This window comes from Anaerozeibacter quisquiliarum, assembly GCF_051162045.1.
Taxonomy (GTDB): domain Bacteria; phylum Bacillota; class Clostridia; order Christensenellales; family Aristaeellaceae; genus Anaerozeibacter; species Anaerozeibacter quisquiliarum.
In genome coordinates this window covers 71,094-95,859 of the sequence record NZ_JBISDI010000012.1, presented here as the reverse complement: position 1 = coordinate 95,859, position 24,766 = coordinate 71,094, and the positions used below count along the sequence as shown (strand labels likewise).

The window sequence follows — 24,766 nt, the reverse complement described above, 5'->3', positions numbered from 1 at the left end:
CGCCTTTCCCCCCTTTATCAGCCGCTTTGCGTCGGATCGGTCGAGTCGCGCAGTCCGTCGCCGATGAAATTCACGCTGAGCACGAACGCCGAGATGAACAGCCCCACCGGCAGCCAGATCCACCAGCTGTTTTGCAGGATCTTAAAGTCGTTGGCGACGTTCAGGATGTTGCCCCAGGTCGCGATTTGGGGCGGCACGCCCAGTCCCAGGAACGACAGAGCCGTCTCCTGCAGGATGAACATGGCCGTCGACAGCGTAATGTTGACCATGATGGGGCCGATGGCGTTGGGCAGCATGTGCTTGTAGCAGATGACGAGGTCGTTTACGCCAAACGCGCGCAGCGCCTGCACGTACTCCTCCTCGCGCAGCGACAGCATCTTGGCGCGCGTCATCCGGTAGATGCTGCCCCAGCCGGTCGCGACGAAGATGAGCAGCAGGTTGTTGAGGCTCTGCCCCGCCATCGACACCAGCAGAAGCACCAAGATGATCTGCGGAAAGCTCATGAAGATCTCACTCACCCGCATCGCCAGCGCGTCCGCCAGGCCGCCGCGGTAGCCGCAGTAGGCGCCCAGCCCCACGCCCACCGCCGCCGCGCCCAGCGCCGATCCCAGCCCGACCAGGATCGATATGCGGCCCCCGTACAACACCCGCGTGAACACGTCGCGCCCCAGCTTGTCGGTGCCGAACAGATGGATCGGGCCTGGCGGCTGGAGCACGCTCTTGAGATCGATCTTGCCCGGATCGTAGGGCGTAATCAGCGGCGCAAAGGCGCACGAGAGCACGATGGCCAAGAACACCATAAGGCCGACCGTCGACAGAGGACTTGAGAGCATCTTGCGCAGCGCGCGGCTCTTGATGAGCGTCCGCCGGGGCGGCCGCTCGCCGGCGCGCGCGATTTTGTCCATCTTCCGCTCAAGCGCCCGCGCCCGTCCGCGAAGCTTCGCCATCTCCCCGCCCCCCTTCATTCGAGCCGCACCCGCGGGTCGATCAGCGCCGTGAGCAGGTCGACCATGAAGCTGGCCACCAGCACCACGATCACGCTGAGCAGCGCGATCGCCATCACCAACGGGTGGTTCTGCCCGCGCACCGCCGCCACAAAGGCCTCGCCGATGCCCGGCCATTGAAAGATCTGCTCGATCACCACCGAGCCGCCGATCAGCATCGGCAGCCGGAACCCGATCAGCACCACGACCGGCGTCAGCGCCACCCGAAACCCGTGCATGAGGTACACGCGCCAGTTGGGCAGGCCCTTGCTGCGCGCCGTCTTCATGAACTCCTTGTTCATCGCGTCCAGCATGCTCGCGCGCGCGTAGCGCATCACGCCCGCCGTCATCGATATGCCGAGCACCGTCGCCGGCAGGATCAGGTGGCGCAGCTGCTGGGCATAGCCAGTATAGTCGGGCGAGGTACGCCCGCCGATCGGCAGCCATTTGAGGTGGATCGAAAAGACCAGCAGCATCGTAAGTCCGAAGAAAAACTCGGGGATGGATACGCCCACCATGCCCAACACCGTCAGCAGGTTGTCGGCCTTGCCCCCGCGCCGTACGGCGCTCAGGATCCCCAGCAGGTTTCCGAGGATCGTCGAGATGAGCAGCGCCGCCGCCGACAGCTCGAGCGTGGCCGGCAGCTTCTGGGCCAGGATCTGCGCGATCGGCACGCCGCTGGTCAGGCTGTAGCCGAAGTTGCCGCGCAGCAGAGCGGCGAGCCAATGGACATATCGCTCGACGAACGGCCGGTTGAGGCCGAGCGCCTCGCGCATCTCCTCCAGCCGCTCGGGCGAGATATTGGCCAGTTGGTCGGGGCTGACCATGTAGGACACCGCGTCTCCCGGCATCATCTCCATGCCCAGATACACCAGAAAGCTGATGACCAACAGCATCGGCAGCAAGATGAGCAGCCTGCGGATCAGATAGGCGAGCACCGGCATCCCTCCCCCACGTCGTTAAAGGGCCGGGCGCTGCCGCACGGCAGCGCCCGGCGTAATGAAGCGGTTGCCTACTGGCGGGGGAACTTGTTGACGTACATCAGGCGGGTGTAGCGCACGTTGACCGGGGTCACCTGCATGTGATCCATCGCCTCGATGGCCAGCACGTCCTCCACCGACTTGGTGTAGGCGTAGTCCACCTGCCCGGCGGCGCAGTTCTTGACGAGATTCAGGTCGGATTCGCCGCTGGGATACATGCGCAGTTCGTCGATCTTGGCGCGGCCGCCGTAGTAGTCCTCAAACGGCACATACACCGCGTACTCGTTCATCTTGACCTCGGAGAGCTTGAACGGGCCCGAGCCGATCGGGAACTGCCAGAACTCGGCCTGCTGGAACAGCGCCGGATCGACGTTCTCGAAGTACTTTTGGGGCATGGGTGCGAACTGGGTAAAGGTCAGCAGGATGTTGGGGTTGACGCGGGCAAAGCGGAAGGTCAGCTTGTTGCCGTCGATCGAAATGCCCTCGATGTGTTCGGCCGCGCCCGAGGCGTAGGCCTCGTAGCCTTCGAGCGCCTTGAAGGTGGTCAGGATGACCGGGTTGGTCTGCACCTTGGTGGCCAGCTCCACCGTAAAGCGCACGTCCTCGGCGGTAATCGGCTCGCCGTCGTGCCACTTGACGCCGTCGCGCAGCGTGGTCTCGAAGGTCAGTCCGTCTTCGCTCAGCCGGTAGTCGCTGGCCAGGCCGCCCGTAAGCGGCGACAGGTTCTCGTCGGCCACGATCAGCCGGTCAAACAGCACCTTCTGGCTCATCAGGAAGCCGGGGTTGAAGAACGGGGTTTCGAAGAACTCCGCCGGGCCACCGTTGGTATGGAGCACCTTCCTGCCGTCCGCGCCCGGCTCGATGTCCCAGTTGACGATGTTCCAGTTGTAGGTGTACTGCTCGTTGCCGTAGGGCGCGCCCGCGCGGTCGAGCTTCTTGCTCTGAACCACGAACACCGGCTGGTGGTAGAGCGGCAGGTTGATTTCGTTCTCGTTTTCGTAGCGCTCAAGCGCGTGGTACGCCGCGATCTGCGCCTGCACGTCGCCGGTCGAGTTGGTGGCGTCGATCAGCGCGTCCAGCGCCGGATCGGACGGGTTGTAGCTGTTGGAGGATGCGCCGGTGCGATAGCGGTCGTAGTAATCGCCCATCGACAGCGCGGCCACCGCCGCATAGGCCAGATCCCATTTGACCGCCGAGGGGCCGTTGACCGGATCTGCGGGCGGCACCCACAGCTGCGACGCCAGGTCGCCTTCGAGCTTCCTGAAGTTCATCTTGATGCCGACGTCGGCAAAGTAGGCCTGGATCGCGGTCAGCAGATCGACCGTCATCTGGTCGCCGTAGTAGTACACGCAGTCCAGCTCGCGATTCGCGTCCCAAGCGGCTTCGGCGAGCAGGGCGCGCGCCTTGTCGGGGTCGTAGGCGTAGTCGTTCAGCCCATCGGCGCGCCACGCGCCCTCGGGCGCCATCACGCTGGCGACCGTGGCCTTGCCGGCCATCAGCGAGTCGATGATCGCCTGCATGTCGATCGCGTAGGCCATGGCCTGGCGCACGCGCACATCCGACAGCGGGTTGGCGTTGGCCGGCTGCGCAAAAGCCGCCGTCGCGCCAAGCAGCATCATCAGCGCCAGCAACAGGGAAACCATTCGTTTCATGGGGTCACACTCCTCTCGTCCGTTCAAGCATATGCCATGCGCGCATTTCGGCGCGCAACGCGCCATGGTGTGCGAAGATTGTTGGAAATACATATATCGCGCAAATGAACCCGCCCGCTTCTATCATGATTATACAGGGCAAAACACAATTGTCAACACAAAATCGAAAATATTTTCTCCGCTTCGGATTACTGAAAATTATTTTCATTATGAGGCTTGCGCATGGCGGTGCGCCTACGGTATAATGGGCCAAGAAGCGCAAGGGGGTGGCGTCGTGAACGTTTTGACGCTTGATTTGGGTGGCACGGCGATCAAGCACGCGTTGTTTCACGAGGACGGGCGGTTGATTGCGCGGGGCGAAACGGCGTCGGACGGCCGTCTGAGCGCGGACGCGCTGCTCATGCGCGCGCACGAGGTGATCGGCGGGTACGAGGGCTTTCACGCGATCGGCGTGAGCACCACCGGCCAGGTGGACGCGCGCACGGGCGAGATCGTGTTCGCCAACGAGAACGTGCCCGGCTATACCGGCGTAAAGCTGCGCGCGCTGCTCGAGGCGCGCTACGGCGTGCCGGTGGCGGTCGAAAACGACGTCAACGCCGCGGCGCTCGGCGAGGGCGAACTGGGCGCGGCGAAGGGCGTGCCCGACTACCTGTGCCTGACCTATGGCACGGGCGTGGGCGGCGCGATCGTCATTGACGGCCGGCTGTACGGCGGCAGCCGCGGCGTGGCGGGCGAGGTGGGGCACATGATCGCCCATCCGGGCGGACGGCCCTGCGCGTGCGGCCAATCCGGATGCTACGAGCAATACGCCTCGGTCACCGCGCTGGTTCGCGCCGCGCGCGCGGTCGACCGTCGCGCGACGGATGGGCGCACGCTGTTTGAACTGGCCGAAGACAGCGCGCTTCTCCGGGCAGTCGTCGACGACTGGCTGGGCGAGGTGGCGCTGGGGCTTGCAACGCTGACCCATATCCTGAACCCCGGCCTGATCGTGCTGGGCGGCGGCGTATTCTCTCGCGCGCACCTGACGGCCCGGCTTGCGTCGCTGCTGTCGCCCCGGTTGATGGCGAGTTATCGTGGCGTTCACCTCGAGCGCGCGCAGTTGGGCAACGCTGCGGCGCTGTACGGCGCGCTGTCGCTGGCGCGCAAGCGGCTTCACGCCAACCCCAAGTCATGAACACGCCCATCCGGCGGCGTCTCTGCCGCCCTGGCGTGGCCGGAACGGAAAATTCACTCGCCCGATGGACGCGCTCATGATTGGGATTGGGATAAGGAGGGGCGCCGGTATGGACATCTTCACGGCGATTCGCACCGGGTACGAGGCGTTCACCAAGGCCGGGCGCCGGGTGGCCGACTACGTGCTCGAGCATCCCCAAAAGGCGATCTACCTGTCGATCACCGAGCTCTCGGATGCCTGCCGCGTGGGCGACGCCAGCGTTTTTCGCTTCTGCAAGGACCTGGGATATCGCGGCTATCAGGACTTCAAGCTGCACCTGGCGCAGGCGCTGGCGGCCTCCTCCCAGGAAGACGCGGCGGTTCAGCTGACCGGCGCGGTCGGGTTTCAGGACAGCCTCGAGGATATGCTGCAAAAGGTGCTGTCCTCATCGGTGGCGGCGCTCAACGAGACGTTCCGCTACACCCGGCCGGACGACATACGCGAGGCCACCCGCCTGCTGATCGAGGCGCGCCACATCGTGTTTTTCGGCGTGGGCGGCTCGATGGTGACCGCGCAGGAGGCCATGAGCCGGTTTTTGCGCATCACGCCCAAGGTGCGCATGGTGGGCGACCTGCACTTGCAGCTGATGAGCGCGGCGCTGATGACGCCCGAGGATGCGGCGGTGGTGTTTTCCTACTCCGGGGCCACCAAGGACACGCTGGCGGTCGCGCGCCGGGCGAAGGAGGCGGGCGCCCGGGTGATCGCGGTCACCCGCTTCGAGCGTTCGCCGCTGTCGGATTTAAGCGACCTGCTGCTGCGCTGCGGCGCGAACGAAGGGCCGCTGCAGGGCGGCTCGATCGCGGTCAAGATGTCCCAGCTGTACCTGCTGGACGTGCTGTACCTGGAGTACTTCCGCCAAACGCTGGGCTGCTCGATCAAAAATAAAGAACGCACCGCCGCGGCGGTGACTGAACATATGTTGTAAAAAGGGGGAGCTCGCATGAATCCTACAATTGCGCGCCTCAAGGGGCGGCTGGTGGTCTCCTGTCAGGCGCTGCCCGACGAACCGCTTCACAGTCCCTTCATCATGGGCCGCATGGCCTACGCCGCGATGCTGGGCGGCGCGGGCGCGATCCGCGCGAACACGCCGGCGGACATCGTCGAGATCAGGCGGCAGGTGGATCTGCCCCTCATCGGGCTGTACAAGCGCATCGTGCCCGGCAGCCCGGTATACATTACCCCGACGATGGCCGAAATCGACGCGTTGGTGGACGCGGGCGCGGATGTGATCGCGCTCGACGCCACCGATCGGCCCCGCCCGGACGGATTGGAGATCGGGGCGTTTTTTCGCGCCGTGCGGAAAAAATACCCCGGTCAGCTGTTCATGGCCGACTGCGCCACGTTTGAGGACGGCATGCGGGCGCAGGCGCTGGGTTTCGACCTGGCGGGCACCACGCTGGCCGGCTACACCGACGAGACCCGGGCGCGCCCGCTGCCCGATTTCGAGCTGATAGAGCGATTGTCCGGGGCGCTTCAAGTCCCGCTGATCGCTGAGGGCGGCATCTGGACGCCCGAGCAACTGGCGCGTGCGTTTACGTGCGGCGCATACGCGGCGGTGGTGGGTACCGCGATCACGCGGCCGCGCGAGATCACCCGCCGGTTTGCTGATGCGTTGCCTCAACCGGAGGGGGTTGGGCGCCCATGATCCTGGACATCTTTGAAAACGCGCGCCTGTACGAAGGCGCGCTGCCGGGCATTTCGCGGCTGACGGCGTTTGCGCTGTCGCTCAGGGACGCGCCGGCAGGCCGGTACGATTTCGAGGGCGGGGGTCACTACGTGCTGATCCAGACGCCCGTGACGCGCGCGCGCCTGGGCGCGCCGTTTGAAGCGCATCGGCGCTATGCTGACGTGCAACTGCTGCTCGAAGGCGACGAAGTGCTGCGCTGGGCGCCGCTGGCCTCGCTTGCAATCACCGTGCCCTACGATGAACACAACGACGCGCTGATCGCCGAAGGCGAGGGCGTAGACATCCCAATCAGGCCCGGCACGTTCTACGCCCTGTTCCCCGGCGACGCCCACGCCCCGCTCTGCGCCCCCGCCGACCCCGGCGTTGCGCTCAAAAAGGCCGTCGTCAAGCTGCTTTTGCCGGCGGCTACATGACCGGCGAGCGCGAAGCAAAGGATTTCCGCCCGGCCGCAATGCGACCCGTGGGACGGGCGGAAATCCTTTAAGGCCGATTTCGTCAGCGCGCCTTTCCCCACAGAGCGTACTGCGCCTCATTTTGAAGCGCCGACAACATCAGTTCCCGCGCGTTCGGGTAGCGTTTGCACAGTTGATCCAGCAGTTCCTTGACCTCTTGGCGCTTGGTGCGGCCGTTGACCGGGCAGGGCGATTTGACCACCGGCAGGTTCAGCGTGCGGGCCATGTGGATCACGTGCTTCTCGGGCAGGTAGACGAGCGGCCGGATCTGCGTGACGCCGCTGCGGGTCAGGTGCGTGACCGGATGGAAGGTGTGGATGCGCCCCTCGAACAGCAGCGACAGCACGAGCGTCTCGATCGCGTCGTCGCGGTGATGCCCGAGCGCCACCTTGTTGAAGCCCCGCTGCGCGCACAGCTCGCTTAGCGCGCCCCGGCGCATCTTGGCACACAGCGCGCAGGGGTTTTTCTCCTTGCGCTCCTCAAAGAGCACGCGTCCAATTTGCGTCTCCTTGACGACGAACTCGACCCCGAGCCGCTCGCACAACGCCCGGACGCCCGTGAGGTCAAAGGGCTCGATCCCCATGGTCAGCGTGACCGCGGTCAATGTGTAGGGCACCTTGCAGAACTTGCGGTACAGCGCCAGCGCGTACAATAAGAGCAGGCTGTCCTTGCCGCCCGACACGCCCACCGCGACGCGGTCGCCCGCCTCGATCATGCGGAAATCCTGGTCGGCGCGGCGCAGGCAGCCCAGCGTTTCTTTCATAACGATCCTCTCAAGACAATAGTCCCCTCGGGGATGTTTGGAGGGCCGAAGCCCTCCATGTTCAATTCATAGGCGCCGGTTCGGTCCCCGACTCACGCGCATATGCCCGCAGGCGGATGCGCGCGACCATCAGACGGCCAGGAATTTGGTCGCGATCACGAACAGCACCGTCAGCGCGCCGGCGTCGACGATCGTGGTAATCAGGGGGCTGGCCATCAGCGCCGGGTCGAGGCCCACGCGCTTGGCCGCAAGCGGCAGGACGCAGCCGATCGACTTGGCGATCACGGTGGTCAGGAACACGCTGGTCGAGACGACGATCCATACGCCCACATTTGCGCTCCAGTTGATCGCGCCTCCCGTGACGATCAGCTCGATCGCCGTCATCCGAAGGAAGTTGACCGCTGCCAGCACCGCGCCGACGATCGCCGCGACCCGGATTTCCTTCCACAGGATGGTGAACAGGTCCTTGAACCCCAATTCGCCCAGCGCCAGGCCGCGGATGACCAGCACGCTGGTCTGCGATCCGCAGTTGCCGCCGGTGTCCATCAGCATCGGAATCGAGCTCATCAGCACCACGCCGATCGCACTGGTCTTGAGCACGTCTTCATAGTGGGTGATTATCATGCCGGTGAAGGTGGCCGAGATCATCAGGATCAGCAGCCACGGGATGCGGTTGCGCGCCAGCCCCCAGATGTCGGTCTTCATGTATTCGTCTTCGGACGGGATCAGGGCGCCCATCTTCTCGAAGTCCTCGGTGTTCTCTTCTTCGATGACGTCCATGATGTCGTCCACCGTGATGATGCCCACCAGCCGCTGCTCCTGATCGACCACCGGGATCGACATGAAGTCGTACTTGCGCACGGTGTCGGCGACCGTCTCCTGGTCGTCGAGCGTATGCACCGAAATGACGCCGGTGTCCATCACCGAGTCGATCAGCGCGTCGTCGGCGGCCATGATGAGCCTTCGAAGCGGCACCGTGCCCACCAACTGGCGCTTGTCGTCGATCACATAAAGCGTGTAGATGGTCTCCTTGTCGATGCCGGTGCGCTTGAGTTCCTCCATCGCGCGCGATACCTTCGTGCCCTTGCGAAACTCGCAGTATTCGATCGTCATGATCGAACCGGCCGAATTTTCCGGGTAGCGCAGGAACTGGTTGAGCAACACCCGCCGCTCAAGGTCGGTGTTTTGGAGCAGCCGCTTGACCAGGTTGGCCGGCATCTCTTCCAAAAAATCGACCGCGTCGTCGATGAACATGTCGTTGACCAGCTTGGCCACCTCGGCGTCGCCGATCGATTCGATCAGATCCTGGCGCTGGTCGCTGTCCATGTAGGAAAACACGTCCGACGAGATGTCCTTGGGCAGGACGCGAAACACCATCAGCATCCTGTCCTTGCCCAGCGTCTGCAAGTATTCGGCGATGTCCACTTCGTTCAGCATCATCAGCGCGCCGCGCAGCTCGCCGTGGCGCTGCGCGGCGAGCAACTGGTCGAGCCGCTCCTTGATGCGATCAAAATCCATAGGATTCACACTCCCTTCTCAATTTACGGGGTATGCGCAATACCCGCGCACGCGCACGAAAACCAGACACTCATCGATCTGATGCAAGTGTCCGGACGTTTGGCGGCGTCTGTGAGATGAGGGATGCCCGGCGATTCGTGGGTCAGTTCACAAGGAAACGACCCGCGTATGATCGAGGCACGCCCTCAGTCGACCGACTGTTTCCGCCGTCGTCCATCACGGGCCACCTCCTCATATGCCAAGCTGATATGCGAAAAATCCGCATCTTTATCATACCGCATATCCCCGAATTCGTCAAGAGCCTAATGGCTACGGCAGGAGCGTTCCCTCCCATTCCCCTTCCCGGAGGCAAACCCGTTGGCAGAACCACATCGGATTGTGCACACAGATCGGCATAAAGCACAAGGCCCCGGACGACGGAACGTCGGGGGCCTTGCATATTTTCTGAACCGCTTAAAACGGATTCTCCGTCGGGTACATCATAGCCTTGGGCCGATTGAACGCCACTTTGGTCGTGCCCAGCAGGTTCATGACGGCGAACAGCGCCTTGCCCGCGCGGCCGAAGGCCACCGCGCCGTGGTGCGGGTAGCCGTCCTCGATCAGCACATGGCGGTAGAAGCGCTCCATCTGCGCAATGGCGAACACGCCGATGCCGCCGAACGACTGCGTATCGACCGGCAACACCTCGCCCTCGGCGATGTAACTCTTGAGCACCGAGTCTTTGTCGGCTTGCAGCCGGAAGAAGGTGATATCGCCCGGCGTGATGTCGCCCTCGAGCGTGCCGCGCGTGATGTCGGGCTCCTTGCCGGGCTCGAGCCCGCGGTGCATAATCAGCTGGTACTTCATCGTGCCCTTCTTGAGCCGGCACATCGGGGTGTTGCCGCAGTGGAAGCCCATGAACACCTCGCGGTCGGTGTAGCCGAACTTGCCCTCGATGCTCTCTTTGTACATGTCGGCGGGCACGGTGTTGTTGATGTCGAGCAGCGTCACCGGCTCGCCGGTCACGCAGGTGCCGATGTACTCCGACAGCGCGCCGTAGATGTCCACCTCGCAGGCGACCGGGATGCCCATCGCGGTCAGGCGCGAGTTGACGTAGCAGGGCACGAAGCCGAACTGCGTCTGGAACGCCGGCCAGCACTTGTTGGCCATCGCCACGTACTTGGCCGAGCCGCGGTTTTCCTCGACCCAGTCGAGCAGCGTCAGCTCATACTGCGCGAGTTTGGGCAGGATGCCCGGCATCTGATTGCCCTCGCCGAGTTCCTCCTCCATCTCGCGGATCTTTAACGGGATGCGCGGGTCGTCCTTGTGGCGGTTGAACGCCGCGAACAGGTCGAGCTCGCTGTTCTCCTGCACGTTGACGCCGAGCTTGAACAGCGGCGCGATCGGCGCGTTGCAGGCCAAAAAGTCGTAGGGGCGCGGGCCGAAGGTGATGATCTTGAGGTCGCGTACGCCCAGCAGCGCGCGGGCGATCGGGTGGAAGAGCGAGATCAGCTTCGCCACATGGGCGGCGTCGCCGACCGGGCGCTCGGGGATGTAGGCGTTCACCCCGCGCAGCTTCAGGTTGTAGCTGGCGTTGAGCATGCCGCAGTAGGCGTCGCCGCGACGGCTGGACAGCACGGGGATGTTCTCCTCGGCCGCCGCCGCGAACATGACCGGACCTGCGAAGCGCTCGGCCAGGTAGGTCTCCGGGCCTTCCGGGCCGAAGTTGCCGAGGAACACGACCAACGCGTTGACGCCCGCCGCCTTGAGCTCCTCGAGCGCCTTAAGCGCGTCCGGCTCGTTCTCAATCGTGGTCTGCATCTCAATGACCGGAATCTCACGACGCGCGCACTCGGCCACGACGGCCTTCCTGCGCTCAATGGACAGGTCGATCGGAAAGCAGTCGCGGCTGACCGCCACGATGCCCATCTTGATCTCGGGAATGTTGAGCATAAAGAAGTAATCCCCCTTTATCCGCATGTTCGCAATCATTATACCATACAAAAAGTCGTTGTTCAACGCCGCAAACGGGCAATTCATTCGGGATTCAGGGCGGATTCTTCCGATTGCTCACGTCATCGCATCTCCTTGCCGCACTTCCGGCAGAACCTGTGTCCCGCCGCCGCGCGCGCGCCGCAATAGGGGCAAAAGTCGGCGTCAATGTCGCCGGTCGCGCCCTTGGGTTGCGGCTCCTTTCGCTCAGTTCCCTCGCGGCCGAAATACGCGTTCAACGGGTCCGGCTCCTCATCGCCATCTACAATGTCGAACTCGCTGAACCGGTTTTTGGACGCGGCCCCCACAAAGCTGTAGATCGCCGCCGCCACCGCCATGAGGATGAACAGCACGCCGAACGGCACCATCTCTCTCGCGCCAATTTCATAGGCTGAACGCGTCCAGAATACGCCGAACGCCGCCGCCGCCAGGCTCCAGATGCCGCCCATGAACGAAGGTCCGCGCCCCGGCTTTACGCTCTTCATTCCGCTCCCTCCCCTTCCACCCGTTCGTCCGCCTTCCACAGCCGCGAAAGCGTGCCCATCAGGCCGCCGGCGAGCGCCGCGACCATGCCCCAGCGCATCAGGATTGCGTAGAATTGGATGCGCTTGAGCTCGATTGTTACGCGCTGCACGGGCTTCGACGCGCGCGCAACCAGGCTCCAAAAGGTCGTGCGGATGTCCGCCCATTCCACGAGCACCGCCGGCACCCATTCGGGGAAGGTGTAGAGCAGCTCCGCCGCGTATGCCGCCAGCGCCCAGCAGGCCCCGAGCAGCAGCGCGTAACCGGCGAGCGCCGTGAGTACGGTGAGCAGCGCGCCGCCCAGCATATCGCGCAGGTACTCGCGCCGAAGCCGCGCGCCGAAGCCGCGCAGCCTATTCAATGCGAACCGGCTCACCGCCCGAAAGCCCAGCATCACCAGCCAGAGCGCGAGCGCGATCAGCACAAGCCTCGGCAGCGCGCGGGCGCGCAGCGCCTCCTTCGACAGATCGTAGCAGTCGCCGCCCGGGGCCGCCTCGTTCATCGCGGCGGAAAACGCAGAGCCCGCGCCCGACCGGGGGATCGGCAACGCGCCGACGACGCAGCTGTCGAGCGCGATGCCACGCTTTGCGGCCGAGGCCAGCGGGATGTAGGCGCTATACGGGTCGTGCTCGCCCGGCGACCTTTGGTGGCGCACCACGCCCGCAACCCGGTATGCGTGAGCGTCGATCGTCACGACGCGGTCGATGGGCTCGGATATCGAGAACAGCTTGATCGCGAGATCCACGTCGAGCACGACCACCGGGTCGCCGTACTTGAGCTCGTCCGGGTCCGGCAGCCGCCCGCTGAGCAGGTACTTCGGATATACGTCGAAATAACGCTCGCCCGCCGCCACCAGCCGCGCGCTGGCGCTGCCCTCGTCGTCTGACGACAGCGCCACGCCCGCGCGCTCGGCGCAGATGGTAAAGGCCGTAAGATTGGCGGACAGCTCCGTCAACCGCTCGTTCGCATCCTCGGCCAATCGCTTGAGCGCGTCCGAGCGCATCGGCGCAGGGTCGTCGCCTGTCGGCCGGCCCTCAGCGTCCTGCTCGGGATCGGCGCCCTTGGCGTCTTGAGCCGCCTCGGGCGCGGGCGCGGCCACCGCGTATTGCAACAGTTTCGGCGCGGTCATCAATTGGAAGGAGGCAAACGCCATCAGGCACAGGCCGGGCGCGAGCAAAAAGAGGCCGCGCCATTTTTTCTTACGCATGCGTTTCCCCCATCAATTGACGTATTCCATCACGGTATCGCCGTCCTTGATCGCGCGGTCCTCCATGTCGGCCACCTTGAGGTCGTACAGATCCTCGGCGATCGATACGACCTTGCCGCCGCGCTGCAGCACGGTCACCGGCATCTTCGCGATCGTCATCCGCTCGCCGGTGAAGCCGCCGTATTCCTGGCGGATCTGCCACACGTAATGCTCCTTTTCGCCCTCGGAGCGCACCGCGCTCGCGGGCAGCAGCGTGCGCGACTCCTTGGCGCGATAGCTGATCGTCATCTCGGTCTCGCCCAGCATCAGCGTGGACATGCCGCCCCTGGTCTCGACGATTTCGCTCGTCAGCTTGACGTCGACGTACTTCTTGCCCTTGAGGTCGATGCCGGTGTTCACCACCTGGGTTTCGAGTTCCTGCCAGTCGCCCTTGACCGTGACGGTCGCGCCGACCTCGATCGCCTGGCGAATCTCACTGACATCGGCGCGCAGCACCGGCTCCGCGCCCGCCTTATTGATTGTGAGCGGCGCGGCCTTGCCGTCGTAGCTGTCGCCCACCTTGATCCCCACCTGCGCCACGTAGGCGTCGCGCGGGGCCACCACCTTGGCGATGTGCGCCTTGGCCGCGGCCAGGTCGAGCAGCGCCTGCTCGGCCTGCGCCTGCTCGGCGGCGGCCAGACTGCGCTCCTTGAGGTAGGCCCACACGCCCTCCTTGCCCCGGGTCTTCCTGTCCTTAAGCATGGCAAACAGGTTGGCTTCGGCCTTGGTCGCCTCCGCATAGGCCTCGGCGCATTCGCCGGCAATTCGCTTGAGCTGCGCGCTCGCGCCGCGCCCCTCGACGTAGGCCGGCATCTCGTCGAGCCCCGTCTCCTCGGGCAGCTTGATCCCCTCCTGCTCGCACAGCGTCGTCAGCTCCAGCCGCTTGTCGAGCAGCACCCTGTGCGCCGCGTTCATCGCGTCGTAGGCGGTGTTGCGGGGGTTGCTGCGTTTGAGCTTCCGGTTCGTGATATCGAGGTCGGTCAGCTTCTTGGCCTTTTCCTCGTATTCTTTCTTGAGCTTGTCCATCTGCTCGTCGAAGTCGGGCATTTCCATTTCGAACAGCACGTCGCCCTTCTTGACCTGATACCCGGCGCGCACGTTGACCCGGGTGACCACGAGCGACTTGCCGCGCGCGGCCTCGATGCGCATCTCCTCGGTTTCGGGGTAGGCAACCTCCCCCTTGAGCGCGATCGACTGCTCGAGCCGCCCGCTCTTGGCTTGCACGATCTTAACCTTGGGCGTCACGATCGTGCGCACCGTGCCCGCAAAGAACATGCACAGCGCGACCGCGATGGCCAGTACGGCGAGCCCCTTCAATGCGAATTTCTTCATGCCTTTGTGTCCCCCCTATTTGAGCTCGCTGAGCTGGATGCCCATCTGGATGTCCTCTTGGAAGAACAGGTAGACGAACAGTGCCGGCAGGATGTATACGGCCGCGCCCGCGAATGCGATCTCCTTGGCGTCGGTACCGATCTGACCGAACATCACCGACAGCGGCTGCAGGTCATATCGTTCGCCTAGGTACACCAGCGGTTGCTCGACCAGGTTCCAGCAATCGGCGAACGACAGCGCCGCCGCCGCGCCCAGGATCGGCCGCGACACCGGCAGCACCACGTGAATGAACGTGCGCCAGGTGCCCGCACCGTCGATCTCGCCCGCCTCGACCAACTCGTCGGGCAGCGACACCATGTACTGGCGCAGCAAGAAGACGATGAAGGGCGCGAAGCACATCGGCAGAATCACCGCCCACACCGTGTTCATGATCCCCAGTTGCCGAAGCGTAATGACATTGGGCACCATCGTCACCTGGAACGGCATCAGCATCAGCATCAGCACCACGAAGAACAGCGCGTCGCGCCCGGGAAAGCGGAACCGGCTGAGCGCGTAGGCCAGCATCGGGATCACCAGCGCCTGCCCGAGCAGGATCGCGCCCGCGTACACCGCGGAATTCACGTAGAGTTTTAAGACCGTCGTGTCCTCGATCAGGATCCGATAGTACTGCCGGAGCGACGCCACCTGCGGCGACAGCTTGATCGGCATCCACGCCGTCGCGTCGTAGTTGCCGCGCATCCCGAGGTAGGCTCGGATCTCGCTGGTCGGGAAGAACGAGTAGAAGAAGGTCAGCGCGATCGGCAGCAGCAGGATCGCCGCCAGCACCGACAGAAGGATCTTGCCGCCGTAGCCCTTGCGCGCCCGGGGGGCGCGCTTGGGCGCGATCTGGCTGCGCCAACCGAGGCGCGCGTCGTCGCCGTGCGGGAGCTTGCGCCAGTCTCCCCGGTCCGGCCGAGGCAGCGCTCGCCAGCCCGCGCCTTCGCTCGCACCCGCCTGAGCGCGCAGCCCACGCCATCCGCCGCTCATTCGCTCACCCCCTTGCGCATCCGCCGCTCGATCAGGAACAGCGCGCCGAACAGCGCGAGCACGATCGCGGCAAAGCTGTAGGCCGCCGTGGTCACCATCTGGTAGTTGAGCTTGGCGAACATGTTGTTCATGTAGTTTTGCAGCGTATACACCGCGTAGTCGGGGTAGGCCCCGCCGATAAAGTAGACCTCTTTGAAAATCTTGAAGGCGTTGACCCAGGCCATCACCAGCACCAAAAACGCGGTGGGCGTAATCAGCGGCAGCGTGATGCTGAACGCGCGGCGCAAAAACCCCGCGCCCTCGAGCCGGGCGTATTCGTAAAACGCCTCGGGCACCGACTGCAGCGCCGCCGTGAAGATCACCACCGAGAACCCCAGGTTCTTCCAGATGTACATGACCACCACCGGTACGCGCAGCGCCGCGCCCTCGAGCCATAGGACACGCTCGAAGCCGAGGGCCGTCACCAGCCGGTTGACCGCGCCGCCGAAGTCGAACAGCAGCAGCCATATGAGCAGCATGGCGCTCGTCGGCATCAAATAGGGCATGAGCACGGCGTTGCGGAAGAAGGCGTTTTGACCCTTGAGCCCGTTGAGCAGCAGCGCCACGAAAAACGCCAGCACGAAGATCAGCGGCGCGCTCATCAGCGACAGCTCGAGCGTGTTCTTGAGCCCCAGCATAAACATCTCGTTGCGCCAGATGTCGATATAATTGCGCGCGCCCACGAACTTGTTTTCAAATCCCCCGTCGGTCAGGCTGTGGTACACGCCCCCGCCGAACGGGATCAGGTAGAAAACCAAGAGCCCGATCAGCCCCGGCGCGAGGTACAGCAGCACCGATTTCTTGCGTTTGAACATGTACGCCTAATACCCTTCCATCTTCATCATCCTAAGCTTCTGTTCCATCGCCGATATGAATTGGTCCATCGGCAGCTGCCGGCCCAGGTAGCGGTCGAACAGGCTTTTCACCTCATCCACGTTCTGCTCGCTGACACCGAAGAACTTAGGCACGACCAGGTGCTCGGCCAGCTTGCGGTAGCGTGCGATCTGCGTGGGCGTCGCGGCCCAGGTGTTCGCTTCGAATTCCTCGAACCGCTTCTTTTGCGCGGCGAGCTGCTCCTCGTAGACCTGCTTGTCCGCGGGCGCGGCCGCATCGATTTCCTTTTGCAGCTTTTCGATCTCCCGCTGCATGTCCCGCTTGTACATCGGATAGTATTCAGGACGCACCGGCTCGTTTTCGTCCGGGCAGAAGGTCACGCGCGCGGGCGCGGGCAGGTTTTCGGCACAGGCACGCAGGTAGGCTTCGGCGATGTCTTTATTCTTCGAATACGGATTGATTACGTAGGCCGCAAGGCTTAGCCCGACGACCGGCGGCTCGCCCTCGGCGAACGACAGCGGCCACGCGACATCCGCCTGCGAACCCCAATTGGAAATGCCGTTCTGCCCCGTGGAGAACAGGGCCTTGCTCTCCCCGCCGAAGATCATCGTAGCGACTGCGGGGGCATCGCCCTCGACGCCTTCAAAGCCCGCTGCGTCCAGCGCCTTGAGCGTATTGCGAAGCGCCTCGGAATCAAAGCGCTCGCTGCCGCTTGCCTGCATGTGGATGAGATAATCGAAGAACAGCATGTTCAGCAGCATCTCGCGCAGGTTCGGCATCGACCACTCGTCGAAGGGCGTAAGCTCGGGGAAATCGGTCCCAAAGCGTTCCTCCCATCGGCTGACAAACTCGATCAGCCCCGCCCAGGTTCCGGGCAGATCATCCTCGGTCAGCTTGAGCTTTTTCAATACCTCGCTGTTGTACCGAAGGGCATTGCCGCCGTACCCATTGCCCGAAGGCACGCCGACCAGCTTGCCGTTAGCCGATAACGCATCCTTAATCGCCGGATACATGCGGCCCGCCGCCGCCAGCAGGGCGGGATCGGTCAACTCGACCGCGTAACCCTTGCCGGTCAACGCGCTGTAACCCGCGTCCATCACCTGGAGCAGGTAGATATCGGCGGACTCGTCCTGGCTCATGATGGCCTGGACAAGGTCCTGCGTGGACTCGAAATTGCTGCCCAATACGACCGACACGTCGGGATGGGCGGCGGTAAACGCGTAATAGGCGTCGTCCGGCTGGACGTAGCCCTTGAGCGTCAAGGTGCGGGATGCCGCGGCCAGGGGATCGATGTTGCGCACGGCCATCGCATTATAGTTATAACAGGCGTACAGCTTTCCGCCCAGCAGCAGCCCCCGGCGCGCCAGATTGACGTTCATGCCCAGCGGCATGTCGTTCACCGGCCGGGCGGTCGCAAGGTCAAGCCCCTTCATGGCGTGGACTTGCCCGCCGCTCGCGTAATAGATCGTATCCGTTTGCGCGTCCCAAGCAAGCCCTGAGAATTGCTCGATCGTGGCGTCCTTGACGTCGATGATCTGATCGACCTTACCGGTCGCGGGATCGAGCACGCCCACGCGCACGGGCGACGACCAGGGACTGCCCTTTTTGAGTTGCGCCAGAAATTTTCCGTCCCTGTAGGGCGCGATGCTCCATAGCTCGTCTCCTACATTGACGCTCTGGCAGCTGCCGTCTTCCAGCGAAAAGGACATAAGCTCCGTGTCCTGCCAATTCTCGCTCATCGCCAGCAGGTACAAACGCCCGCTTAAAACGATCATATCCCCGAAGCTGCGCGGAAAGCTCTGGCCGCCGCTTCCGATCATCATGCGCGACCAGTCCAGCGTCAATGGCTCGCCCGGCGTCACCTGGTCGCCGTCCACGGTCAGGGGCGACAGCTGGGCTGTCAGCTCTTGCGCACCCCAGATATATGCCAGCGCATACAGCTGTCCGCCGCTTTCAACCAATCCATTGATGTTCTGCCCCTGCGCAGGGCCGTCAAAGGCCAGCTCGGCCGGCTGCTTCTCTCCCGGTCTCCAGCGGTAGATCCTGGAGCCGTCGGTCGCGTAAACCGCGCCATCCTTAACCTCCGCCGCCTGCACGCTGATCCCGCTCCCGCCTTGGCGAAACGGCACAGCATCACCGGGCGCGGCCAGCGCGGTCAGCGAAAACAGGCACAGCATCACCGCAAGCGCAGCGGCCAGCATTCGTTTCATATCGCAGCACCTCCAACACCATCGATCAAAATCTCGCGGACCGACCACCCCCATTCCCCTCCACCGGAGGGGAATGGGGGTGGTGACCCCCGTCGCGCCCATTATAGCAACCCCGGTGGGATTTGGGTTGGATGCAGTCTGAATTTTGACTGAATTTTCTAATACCCCTCCATCATCGCCATGCGCAGCTTTTGATCCACCCCGGATAGGAACTGGTCGAGCGGTATCTGCTTGCCATTGTAGCGGCTAATCAGGCTCATGATCTCGGACTCGCTGCCGTCCCGGCCGCCGCTGTACAGGCTGAACATGGGCACGATCAGGCAATCGACCAGCTTGTGGTAGCGCTCGATGTCCTCGGGGCTGGCCGCCCACTCGTTCTTCTCGTTCTCCTCGATGTTGCGCTTATAGTTGTCGATCATCTCCTGGTACTGCGGCTTGTCCTCGGGCTTGGCGTCGGCGAGCTGCTTCTCGGCCTCGGCCAGCTGCTTCTGCCCTTCGCGCATCATCGGCTCATAGTGCAACGGCCGGATGGGTTTATTGTCTTCGGGGCTCAGCGTCATGCGCATGGCTTCGCTCATGTTTGCGACGCATGCGCCCAGGTACTGCTGCGCGATGTCCTGGTTCTTCGAGAACGGATTGATAACGAACATCTCCATCTGGATGGCCACCGGCACGCCTTCGCCTTCCACGAACGAGATCGGCAGGTAGATCTCGTTCGAGCCGCCGTAATCGTTGAAGCCGACCGGCGCATAGTTGCTGAACAGCACGGTATCGCCGTCCCAGGAGTAGCCGCCGTCCTCCGATTCCTTGGTCTGGATGTCGGAGAAGTCGGCCGCGTCGAGCTTTTGAAGCGTCTTACGCAGTACGGGGCTGTCGAACTTCTGCAAGTTGTTGAACTGCATGTAGCGCATGTAGTCGGCGATGATCGATTGCAAAAGCGCCTGGCGGATGTTGGGCATCTGGCTGGGATCGAGCGGCATGAGCTCCGGGTAGTCGGCGGAATACCGCCCGCCCCAGTCGGCGATAAAGTCGATCACCTGGCTCCAGGTCTTGGGCAGATCGTCCACGGTCAGTTTGAGCTTCTTGAGCACATCCTTATTGTAGCAGAACTCGCCCACGCCGTTGGCGCGCTGGGGCACGGCGATCAGCTTGCCGCCCACGCTCAGCGCCTGCTGGATCGCGGGGTACATGCGCGCGACGCCGGCGCGCGCGGCCTCGTCGGTCACTTCGGCCACGTAGCCGCGCCCGGTCAGCGCCTTGAAGGCCGAACTATCGGCGCTCAGCTGGTAGATGTCAATCTTGTCCTCTCGGTTCATCATGGCCTGGGTGATGTCGGTATCCGGGCTCCAACTGTTGTCAAACACGACCGACGTTTCCGGGTGGGCGGCGGTGAACGCGTAGTAGGCGTCGTTCATGTCGCCCCAGCTGCGGATGGTCAGCGTGCGCGTCGGCTTTTGCGCGGGATCGACGCTCCGGATCATCAGCGCGTCGTAGCTGTAGAACATGTAGAGGTTGCCCGGCAGCGCCTGCCCCGCTCGCACCAACAAACCATTATTGGGCATCGGCATGTCGTTGACCGCCTCCGCGGTCGCCGGATTAAGCCCCTGGAGCCGCTGGATCTGGCCGTTCTGCACGTAGAACACGCCATCGCTCGCCCGGTCGTAGGCCAGGCCGTACAGCTCGCGCGTCGCCTTGGTGTCGACCTCGAACGCCGGGGTGAACGCGCCGGCCTTAAGGTCGATCGTGCCCAGCTTCATCGGCGCGTCGTAGCTGCTCGTGTGGCGCGCCACCGCGAGCAGCTGCCCGGGCTTGTAGGAAGCAATGCCGACCACGGCGTAGTCCTTCTCCTGCGCGCCCGCAACCTGCTCGCAGCTGCCGTCCTTGAGGTCGAACGCCATCAGCTGGGTCTTCAGATAGTCGTCGCCCATCGTCAGCAGATACAGCTTGCCGCCGTCGATCACCGGGCAGTCGAACTCCGTCATCATGCCCTGTTGATTGTTCGCCATCAGCCTCCAGTCGAGCGTAAGCGGGGATACGAGGCTCACCTTCGCCCCGTCGTCCACCGCGACCTCGGCCAACTGGCAGCCGGCCTGCTCGCCCTCGGCTTTCCAGGTGGTAATCAAGGCGTACAACTTGCCGTCCGCCTCGAACAGCTTGTTGATGTCGCCGTTTTCGGGGCGCTCGAAGCTGAGCTGGGTAGGCTCGGCGTCGCCCAGGCGGATGCGCCGCATCTCGTCCCAGTTTGCTGCGTAGATCACATCGCCCACCGCCGCAGCGGTCTGAATCTGCGAATAGCCGCCGTCGCTGCGAAACAGCACGGCGTCGCCGGGCGCGGCCAGCGCACCGGTCGCGGCCAAGAGCATCGATGCCACCAGCAACAGCGCAAGCATTTTTTTCATGAAAACACCCTCCCCTATCCTTCAATCGTCACCGTGAGCTGCAATTTGCGCATGAGCTTGAAGTAGCCCGCCTGTTCGAATGAGCGCATGATCTCGTCTTCGGTCAGCCCCGCGCCCAAATTGCGCTCGTCCATCAGCTCGTCGTGGAAGCCGGTGGAGCCGTCCTCGCCGCGCTCAAACACCGACGCGTAGAAGATATCGCCGTCGCCCTGGTCGAACAGGCCGGGCACGCCGCTGCGAGGGCTTGTTACCTCCTCCGACAGCTCGACGGGCACGAGCGGCTTCACCGCGTACAGCGTGAGCGTGACGTCGAAGGGGCGCGCGGGCATGCCGTTTTCAAAATCGATCGAGCGCGTGCCCTTGAGCGAGCCGCGCGCCCCGCCCAGCCGCTTGAGGTTGGACATCGGATCGAGGCTGCCGGTATTGTCGAGCCATTCGTCGATCGACGCGCCCGGCGGCACCTGCGCATGGCCCATCATCGCCAGCAGACCGTCGACCTTCGAGGACGCCGTCCAGTCGATCGACAGCCGGTCGCCGTCCAGCCGATAGCCCTCGATCCGAAACGCCAGGCCGCCGGTGCGGATAAACGCGCGCGCATCCTTGCGCGGAGGCCGCAGTTCCTCCCGCCCGGCAAGTTCGATCCGGTCGTTCATCGATACCACGCGGGCGTATTCGTCCAGCGTGCTGGCGAAGAAAATGCGCGAATCGTCGTCGTCCCGCTGCATCTTCTCCACGTGGCCGTCGCCGTAGTAGTCGACGACCGCGCGCGTGCCGTGCAGCCGGTAGTCGATCGAAGCGTAGCGCTCGCCCACCGAGCAATCGAGTAATTGCGCCCCCTCGGGCAGGAACGCGCGCGCCGCCTGCATCGGATCGTCGGCCGCGCGCAGCGCCTCGAAGACCCCCTGCTGCATGACCTCGTGCTCCAGAAAAAAGGCCGGCTCGCAGCGCCCGAACGGGCGCGTGCGCACAGAGATCGTCAGCGCCCGCGCCGCGTCGCCGTTCAGCGTCAGTTCGACCGACGCGGGCGGTTCGGGCATGCCCGGCCCGGTCAGGCGATACGCGTACCCGCCGCCTTCCAGCTTTTCGACCGCCTGCGTCCAGCCCTCGGCCGCCCGGCCGTCGATCTTTAGCGAGAACCGCGCCGCCTCATCCCAAGAGTCGTCGGGGTACACGTCGAAGCACAGCGCGCCCGCTTCTTTACCGAACCGCGCGGCGTACACGTCGAGCTCGCAGCCCGGCAGCAGGAACAGCCGCTGCCCGGCGACCTCGGTCGGTATGTTTTGATAGGTCTCGCGGGTGACGACCGGCGCGGCCCCGGCCCCCGCTCCCGCCGCCCATAGCAGCGCGAGCAGCGCCGCCAACGAGGTGAGTTTTTTGCGCATGAGTACCTCCCTTATCGGTCAACCGCGCGCACACTTTCGGCAATGCGCAGCAGCAGCTGCTCGTCGTCGTGCGTAGCCTGCACCAGAAAGAACCGGTCGCCCTCGGCCCAGGTGACGAAGCTGTTCCCCGGCTCGACCGACAGCAGCGCCATTTGCCCGTGCAGCGGGATGTAGCGCACCTTCGCGTCCTCGGAAGAAACGCTGACGCCGGTATCCTCATTGAACTCGGAAAAGGAGATCAGCCCCTCCTCCTCGCCGCGCCGGTGCCGGTAGCGCGCCTCGAGCCCGTCAAAGCAGACCTCGTCCAGCTGATAGTTGCGCGGCATGTAGCCGGGGTAGTACCGGCCCCGCCAGCCCTCGGGCGGCTGCGGGCGATCGGCCGCTTGCGGGCGTCCGGACCCGTCGGATGGCGCGAGGCTCAATTCGGCATATCCGTCCCCAAATTTGACCAGCAGGTTCATCACCGTAAGGCGCGCCTGGGCGCTGGTCGCCAGTACGCCGGTCAGCCCCGCAAAGCCCACGAGCACCACGCACGCGGCGACCACCGCGGCGCGCGGCAGCATCTGGCGCAGCGACCGCCCGGCACGCCGCCAACGCGCTTTTCGCACCCCGCGGTCGATCAGCCGCAACGCGCGCGCGCGGGCCGCTTCGTCGGGCCGGTAGTCGTCGCTCTGCTCCTCGAGCGCGCGCAGCCGCCTGTGCTCAAGCTCCAGCAGCGCGGCGCGAAACAAAGCGTCCTCGTACTGTTCAAACAAGGCCGCCTTGTCGCGGGTTCTGCTCTCAGACGCCATGCTCATCGCTCCTTCATATGGTTATACGCGCTGAGCGCGTGCCGGCGCGCCCGCATCAGGCAGGGGCGCACGCTGTTGACCTTGATGCCAAGTTCCGCCGCGATCTCGGCGTCGCCCAGATCGTCCAGGTACTTCATCCGCAGCGCCTCTTGCTCATGCTCGGGCAAGGTGTCGATCGCGCGCATCAGGCGCTCGACCTGCTCGCGCCACATCAGCTCGCTCAGCGGATCGGGCTCGTCAGACGGCACCTCGGAGAGGTGCTCGTCGCCCGCCAGGTAGGCGCGCTTGCGCTGCCGGTCGCGGCGCGCGATGAAGTTGATCGCGGTGTTCCTAACTATAGAGACAATGTAGGCGCGCAAAATGTATCCGTCCAAGGTACGAATTAACAAAATGTTATCAATAATTGCCAGACAGGCGTCGCCGACCACGTCCTCCACATGGTCGCGGCTGCGCAGAATATTCAGCGCCTGCTTGTACATGATCGACTTGTGCCGTTCATAAAGCTCGGTCACGAACGCGCGGTCGTCGTCGCTTTCGAGCGCCAGCAGAATTATGGGTAGCATCGCGTGGCCTCGCTTTCATGGCTTCGGTGGGCGTCGCATAAAAAACCAGCGCCGTCATCGGGTCGGCGCTGGTTTTTGCGATTGTAGGCCTTGGGGTTCTCGGGCCTGCGGGTGATGGGCTTGATCGCGCCCCAGTCCCCCCGACGCGACGCGTCCAGCACACGCCGCTGTTTCTTCGACAGCTTTTCGTAAGGCACGAATGGCTTCATCGGCCGCACCTCCCATCTATTTCCATATAGACGCGCAAACGCTCCGTTCGGTTCATTTTCGCGCGCATTCGCTCGTATCGCCGCGCAGCGTCTCGATCGCGTGGGGCAACAGGGGCAGCAGGTACGCCATCTGCTCGCCCACCGCCCTGGGACTGCCGGGCAGGTTGACGATGAGCGTCTTCCCCCTGATCGCCGCGGCGGCGCGGCTGAACATGGCGCGCGGGGTGATCGCCATCGAGTGCGCGCGCAGCGCCTCGGCGATGCCGGGCGCGGGCCGGTCGGCCACCTTCAGCGTGGCCTCGGGCGTCACGTCGCGCGGCGCGAAGCCGGTGCCGCCGGTGGTGAACACCGCGTCCACCCGCCGCCGGTCGCTGAGGTCGATCAGCGCCTGTTCGATCCCGTCCCGCTCATCGCTCAGCAGCAGCGCGGCCTCGACCGCCCAACCGGCCTCTTCAAGCATATGCACGAGCAGCGGTCCGCTCTCGTCGGCGCGCTCCCCGCGCGCCGCCTTATCGCTGAGCGTCACGACGGCCGCGCGCGGCAAGCGAGGCTCGTCCGGCAGCACGCGCGCCTCGTCGCCCACCGCCGCGTCCCCATCCTCGATCACCCGCGCGAACACCCCATCGCGCGGCATGATGCAGTCGCCCATCCGATGGTAGATCGCGCAATGGGCGTGGCAGGCCTTGCCGATTTGCGTGATTTTGATCCGCGCCCCGCCCAATTGCAGCCGCGCGCCCACCGGCAGCGCCTGCACGTCGATCCCCTCGATCAGGATGTTTTCGCCGAACGCGCCCGGTTCCGCGCCCGCGCCCAGCGCGTTGAAAGCGTCCACCGAGCGCTGCGACAACAGGCTCACCTGCCGGTGCCAGTTGCCGCCGTGCGCGTCGCCCTCCACGCCCCACGCGCGCGTCAGCCGCACGCGCGGCACGCTGTGCTTGGGCGTGCCGCGCGCCTCGCTCACGCACAGCGCATATATCCTGCCCGTCTCCATACG

22 protein-coding genes are annotated in these 24,766 nt (G+C 64.3%); 4 read left to right on the top strand and 18 right to left on the bottom strand.

Features of this window, described 5'->3' with window-relative positions; genetic code table 11:
- Nucleotides 1–17: 17 nt before the first annotated feature.
- The 3 genes from ACH6CV_RS07330 to ACH6CV_RS07320 all read right to left on the bottom strand — a co-directional run bounded on the left by ACH6CV_RS07330 (nt 18) and on the right by ACH6CV_RS07320 (nt 3,615).
- Complete coding sequence (locus ACH6CV_RS07330) at nt 18–947, bottom strand: ABC transporter permease (protein WP_456357528.1); 930 nt, start codon at nt 945–947, stop codon at nt 18–20.
- Between the two features lie 14 nt (nt 948–961).
- Nucleotides 962–1,921, bottom strand: a complete 960-nt coding sequence (locus tag ACH6CV_RS07325) for an ABC transporter permease (protein ID WP_456357527.1) — start codon at nt 1,919–1,921, stop codon at nt 962–964.
- A gap of 74 nt (nt 1,922–1,995) precedes the next feature.
- Nucleotides 1,996–3,615: an ABC transporter substrate-binding protein gene (locus ACH6CV_RS07320; RefSeq protein ID WP_456357526.1), complete on the bottom strand. Its 1,620-nt coding sequence runs from the start codon at nt 3,613–3,615 to the stop codon at nt 1,996–1,998.
- A gap of 274 nt (nt 3,616–3,889) precedes the next feature.
- On the opposite strand from ACH6CV_RS07320, the gene ACH6CV_RS07315 reads away from it, so the two are divergent.
- From ACH6CV_RS07315 to ACH6CV_RS07300, 4 genes are all read left to right on the top strand, one after another.
- Nucleotides 3,890–4,789: an ROK family protein gene (locus tag ACH6CV_RS07315; protein WP_456357525.1), complete on the top strand. Its 900-nt coding sequence runs from the start codon at nt 3,890–3,892 to the stop codon at nt 4,787–4,789.
- Nucleotides 4,790–4,898: 109 nt separating this feature from the next.
- The gene (locus tag ACH6CV_RS07310) at nt 4,899–5,753 is read left to right on the top strand and encodes a MurR/RpiR family transcriptional regulator (RefSeq protein ID WP_456357524.1); all 855 of its coding nucleotides are present in this window, start codon (nt 4,899–4,901) and stop codon (nt 5,751–5,753) included.
- A 15-nt stretch (nt 5,754–5,768) separates the two neighbouring features.
- The gene (locus ACH6CV_RS07305) at nt 5,769–6,473 is read left to right on the top strand and encodes an N-acetylmannosamine-6-phosphate 2-epimerase (RefSeq protein WP_456357523.1); all 705 of its coding nucleotides are present in this window, start codon (nt 5,769–5,771) and stop codon (nt 6,471–6,473) included.
- Nucleotides 6,470–6,928 (top strand): YhcH/YjgK/YiaL family protein, encoded by a 459-nt coding sequence (locus ACH6CV_RS07300; RefSeq protein ID WP_456357522.1) that lies wholly within the window; start codon nt 6,470–6,472, stop codon nt 6,926–6,928. The genes ACH6CV_RS07305 and ACH6CV_RS07300 overlap by 4 nt, the downstream gene beginning before the upstream one ends.
- A gap of 82 nt (nt 6,929–7,010) precedes the next feature.
- On the opposite strand, the gene ACH6CV_RS07295 is transcribed toward ACH6CV_RS07300, so the two are convergent.
- From ACH6CV_RS07295 to ACH6CV_RS07225, 15 genes are all read right to left on the bottom strand, one after another.
- On the bottom strand, nt 7,011–7,730 hold the full coding sequence (locus tag ACH6CV_RS07295) for a tRNA 2-thiocytidine biosynthesis TtcA family protein (protein ID WP_456357521.1): 720 nt from the start codon (nt 7,728–7,730) through the stop codon (nt 7,011–7,013).
- A gap of 129 nt (nt 7,731–7,859) precedes the next feature.
- Nucleotides 7,860–9,248 carry a magnesium transporter gene (gene mgtE, locus ACH6CV_RS07290; RefSeq protein WP_456357520.1) on the bottom strand — a complete coding sequence of 463 codons (1,389 nt, stop codon included), beginning with the start codon at nt 9,246–9,248 and terminating at the stop codon, nt 7,860–7,862.
- Nucleotides 9,249–9,701: 453 nt separating this feature from the next.
- Entirely contained in the window at nt 9,702–11,180 is a 1,479-nt protein-coding gene (locus ACH6CV_RS07285; protein WP_456357519.1) for an L-fucose/L-arabinose isomerase family protein, read from the bottom strand.
- A gap of 122 nt (nt 11,181–11,302) precedes the next feature.
- The gene (locus tag ACH6CV_RS07280; RefSeq protein ID WP_456357518.1) at nt 11,303–11,704 is read right to left on the bottom strand and encodes a zinc ribbon domain-containing protein; all 402 of its coding nucleotides are present in this window, start codon (nt 11,702–11,704) and stop codon (nt 11,303–11,305) included.
- Nucleotides 11,701–12,948: an ABC transporter permease gene (locus tag ACH6CV_RS07275; RefSeq protein ID WP_456357517.1), complete on the bottom strand. Its 1,248-nt coding sequence runs from the start codon at nt 12,946–12,948 to the stop codon at nt 11,701–11,703. The genes ACH6CV_RS07280 and ACH6CV_RS07275 overlap by 4 nt, the downstream gene beginning before the upstream one ends.
- 12 nt (nt 12,949–12,960) lie before the next feature.
- Entirely contained in the window at nt 12,961–14,319 is a 1,359-nt protein-coding gene (locus tag ACH6CV_RS07270; RefSeq protein WP_456357516.1) for a hypothetical protein, read from the bottom strand.
- Between the two features lie 15 nt (nt 14,320–14,334).
- Nucleotides 14,335–15,345 carry a carbohydrate ABC transporter permease gene (locus tag ACH6CV_RS07265; RefSeq protein WP_456357515.1) on the bottom strand — a complete coding sequence of 337 codons (1,011 nt, stop codon included), beginning with the start codon at nt 15,343–15,345 and terminating at the stop codon, nt 14,335–14,337.
- On the bottom strand, nt 15,342–16,199 hold the full coding sequence (locus ACH6CV_RS07260; RefSeq protein ID WP_456357514.1) for a carbohydrate ABC transporter permease: 858 nt from the start codon (nt 16,197–16,199) through the stop codon (nt 15,342–15,344). The genes ACH6CV_RS07265 and ACH6CV_RS07260 overlap by 4 nt, the downstream gene beginning before the upstream one ends.
- 6 nt (nt 16,200–16,205) lie before the next feature.
- A complete protein-coding gene (locus ACH6CV_RS07255; RefSeq protein ID WP_456357513.1) occupies nt 16,206–18,428 on the bottom strand; it encodes a hypothetical protein in 2,223 nt (740 codons plus the stop codon).
- A 158-nt stretch (nt 18,429–18,586) separates the two neighbouring features.
- The gene (locus tag ACH6CV_RS07250) at nt 18,587–20,827 is read right to left on the bottom strand and encodes an extracellular solute-binding protein (RefSeq protein ID WP_456357512.1); all 2,241 of its coding nucleotides are present in this window, start codon (nt 20,825–20,827) and stop codon (nt 18,587–18,589) included.
- A gap of 14 nt (nt 20,828–20,841) precedes the next feature.
- Nucleotides 20,842–22,209, bottom strand: coding sequence for a hypothetical protein (locus ACH6CV_RS07245; RefSeq protein WP_456357511.1), 1,368 nt, complete (start codon nt 22,207–22,209; stop codon nt 20,842–20,844).
- An 11-nt stretch (nt 22,210–22,220) separates the two neighbouring features.
- On the bottom strand, nt 22,221–23,000 hold the full coding sequence (locus ACH6CV_RS07240) for a DUF4367 domain-containing protein (protein ID WP_456357510.1): 780 nt from the start codon (nt 22,998–23,000) through the stop codon (nt 22,221–22,223).
- A 2-nt stretch (nt 23,001–23,002) separates the two neighbouring features.
- Complete coding sequence (locus ACH6CV_RS07235; protein ID WP_456357509.1) at nt 23,003–23,563, bottom strand: RNA polymerase sigma factor; 561 nt, start codon at nt 23,561–23,563, stop codon at nt 23,003–23,005.
- Nucleotides 23,551–23,772, bottom strand: a complete 222-nt coding sequence (locus tag ACH6CV_RS07230) for a hypothetical protein (RefSeq protein WP_456357508.1) — start codon at nt 23,770–23,772, stop codon at nt 23,551–23,553. Before ACH6CV_RS07230 ends, ACH6CV_RS07235 begins: the two co-directional genes overlap by 13 nt.
- 52 nt (nt 23,773–23,824) lie before the next feature.
- The gene (locus ACH6CV_RS07225; RefSeq protein ID WP_456357507.1) at nt 23,825–24,763 is read right to left on the bottom strand and encodes a molybdenum cofactor synthesis domain-containing protein; all 939 of its coding nucleotides are present in this window, start codon (nt 24,761–24,763) and stop codon (nt 23,825–23,827) included.
- Nucleotides 24,764–24,766 lie beyond the last annotated feature (3 nt).

Bases quoted from the DNA above. Each gene is read 5' to 3' on its own strand.
- ACH6CV_RS07330 (WP_456357528.1), bottom strand. From the start codon at position 947: ATGGCGAAGCTTCGCGGACGGGCGCGGGCGCTTGAGCGGAAGATGGAC.
- ACH6CV_RS07320 (WP_456357526.1), bottom strand. From the start codon at position 3,615: ATGAAACGAATGGTTTCCCTGTTGCTGGCGCTGATGATGCTGCTTGGC.
- ACH6CV_RS07310 (WP_456357524.1), top strand. From the start codon at position 4,899: ATGGACATCTTCACGGCGATTCGCACCGGGTACGAGGCGTTCACCAAG.
- ACH6CV_RS07305 (WP_456357523.1), top strand. From the start codon at position 5,769: ATGAATCCTACAATTGCGCGCCTCAAGGGGCGGCTGGTGGTCTCCTGT.
- ACH6CV_RS07300 (WP_456357522.1), top strand. From the start codon at position 6,470: ATGATCCTGGACATCTTTGAAAACGCGCGCCTGTACGAAGGCGCGCTG.
- ACH6CV_RS07295 (WP_456357521.1), bottom strand. From the start codon at position 7,730: ATGAAAGAAACGCTGGGCTGCCTGCGCCGCGCCGACCAGGATTTCCGC.
- mgtE (WP_456357520.1), bottom strand. From the start codon at position 9,248: ATGGATTTTGATCGCATCAAGGAGCGGCTCGACCAGTTGCTCGCCGCG.
- ACH6CV_RS07285 (WP_456357519.1), bottom strand. From the start codon at position 11,180: ATGCTCAACATTCCCGAGATCAAGATGGGCATCGTGGCGGTCAGCCGC.
- ACH6CV_RS07280 (WP_456357518.1), bottom strand. From the start codon at position 11,704: ATGAAGAGCGTAAAGCCGGGGCGCGGACCTTCGTTCATGGGCGGCATC.
- ACH6CV_RS07275 (WP_456357517.1), bottom strand. From the start codon at position 12,948: ATGCGTAAGAAAAAATGGCGCGGCCTCTTTTTGCTCGCGCCCGGCCTG.
- ACH6CV_RS07270 (WP_456357516.1), bottom strand. From the start codon at position 14,319: ATGAAGAAATTCGCATTGAAGGGGCTCGCCGTACTGGCCATCGCGGTC.
- ACH6CV_RS07265 (WP_456357515.1), bottom strand. From the start codon at position 15,345: ATGAGCGGCGGATGGCGTGGGCTGCGCGCTCAGGCGGGTGCGAGCGAA.
- ACH6CV_RS07260 (WP_456357514.1), bottom strand. From the start codon at position 16,199: ATGTTCAAACGCAAGAAATCGGTGCTGCTGTACCTCGCGCCGGGGCTG.
- ACH6CV_RS07255 (WP_456357513.1), bottom strand. From the start codon at position 18,428: ATGAAACGAATGCTGGCCGCTGCGCTTGCGGTGATGCTGTGCCTGTTT.
- ACH6CV_RS07250 (WP_456357512.1), bottom strand. From the start codon at position 20,827: ATGAAAAAAATGCTTGCGCTGTTGCTGGTGGCATCGATGCTCTTGGCC.
- ACH6CV_RS07245 (WP_456357511.1), bottom strand. From the start codon at position 22,209: ATGCGCAAAAAACTCACCTCGTTGGCGGCGCTGCTCGCGCTGCTATGG.
- ACH6CV_RS07240 (WP_456357510.1), bottom strand. From the start codon at position 23,000: ATGGCGTCTGAGAGCAGAACCCGCGACAAGGCGGCCTTGTTTGAACAG.
- ACH6CV_RS07235 (WP_456357509.1), bottom strand. From the start codon at position 23,563: ATGCTACCCATAATTCTGCTGGCGCTCGAAAGCGACGACGACCGCGCG.
- ACH6CV_RS07230 (WP_456357508.1), bottom strand. From the start codon at position 23,772: ATGAAGCCATTCGTGCCTTACGAAAAGCTGTCGAAGAAACAGCGGCGT.
- ACH6CV_RS07225 (WP_456357507.1), bottom strand. From the start codon at position 24,763: ATGGAGACGGGCAGGATATATGCGCTGTGCGTGAGCGAGGCGCGCGGC.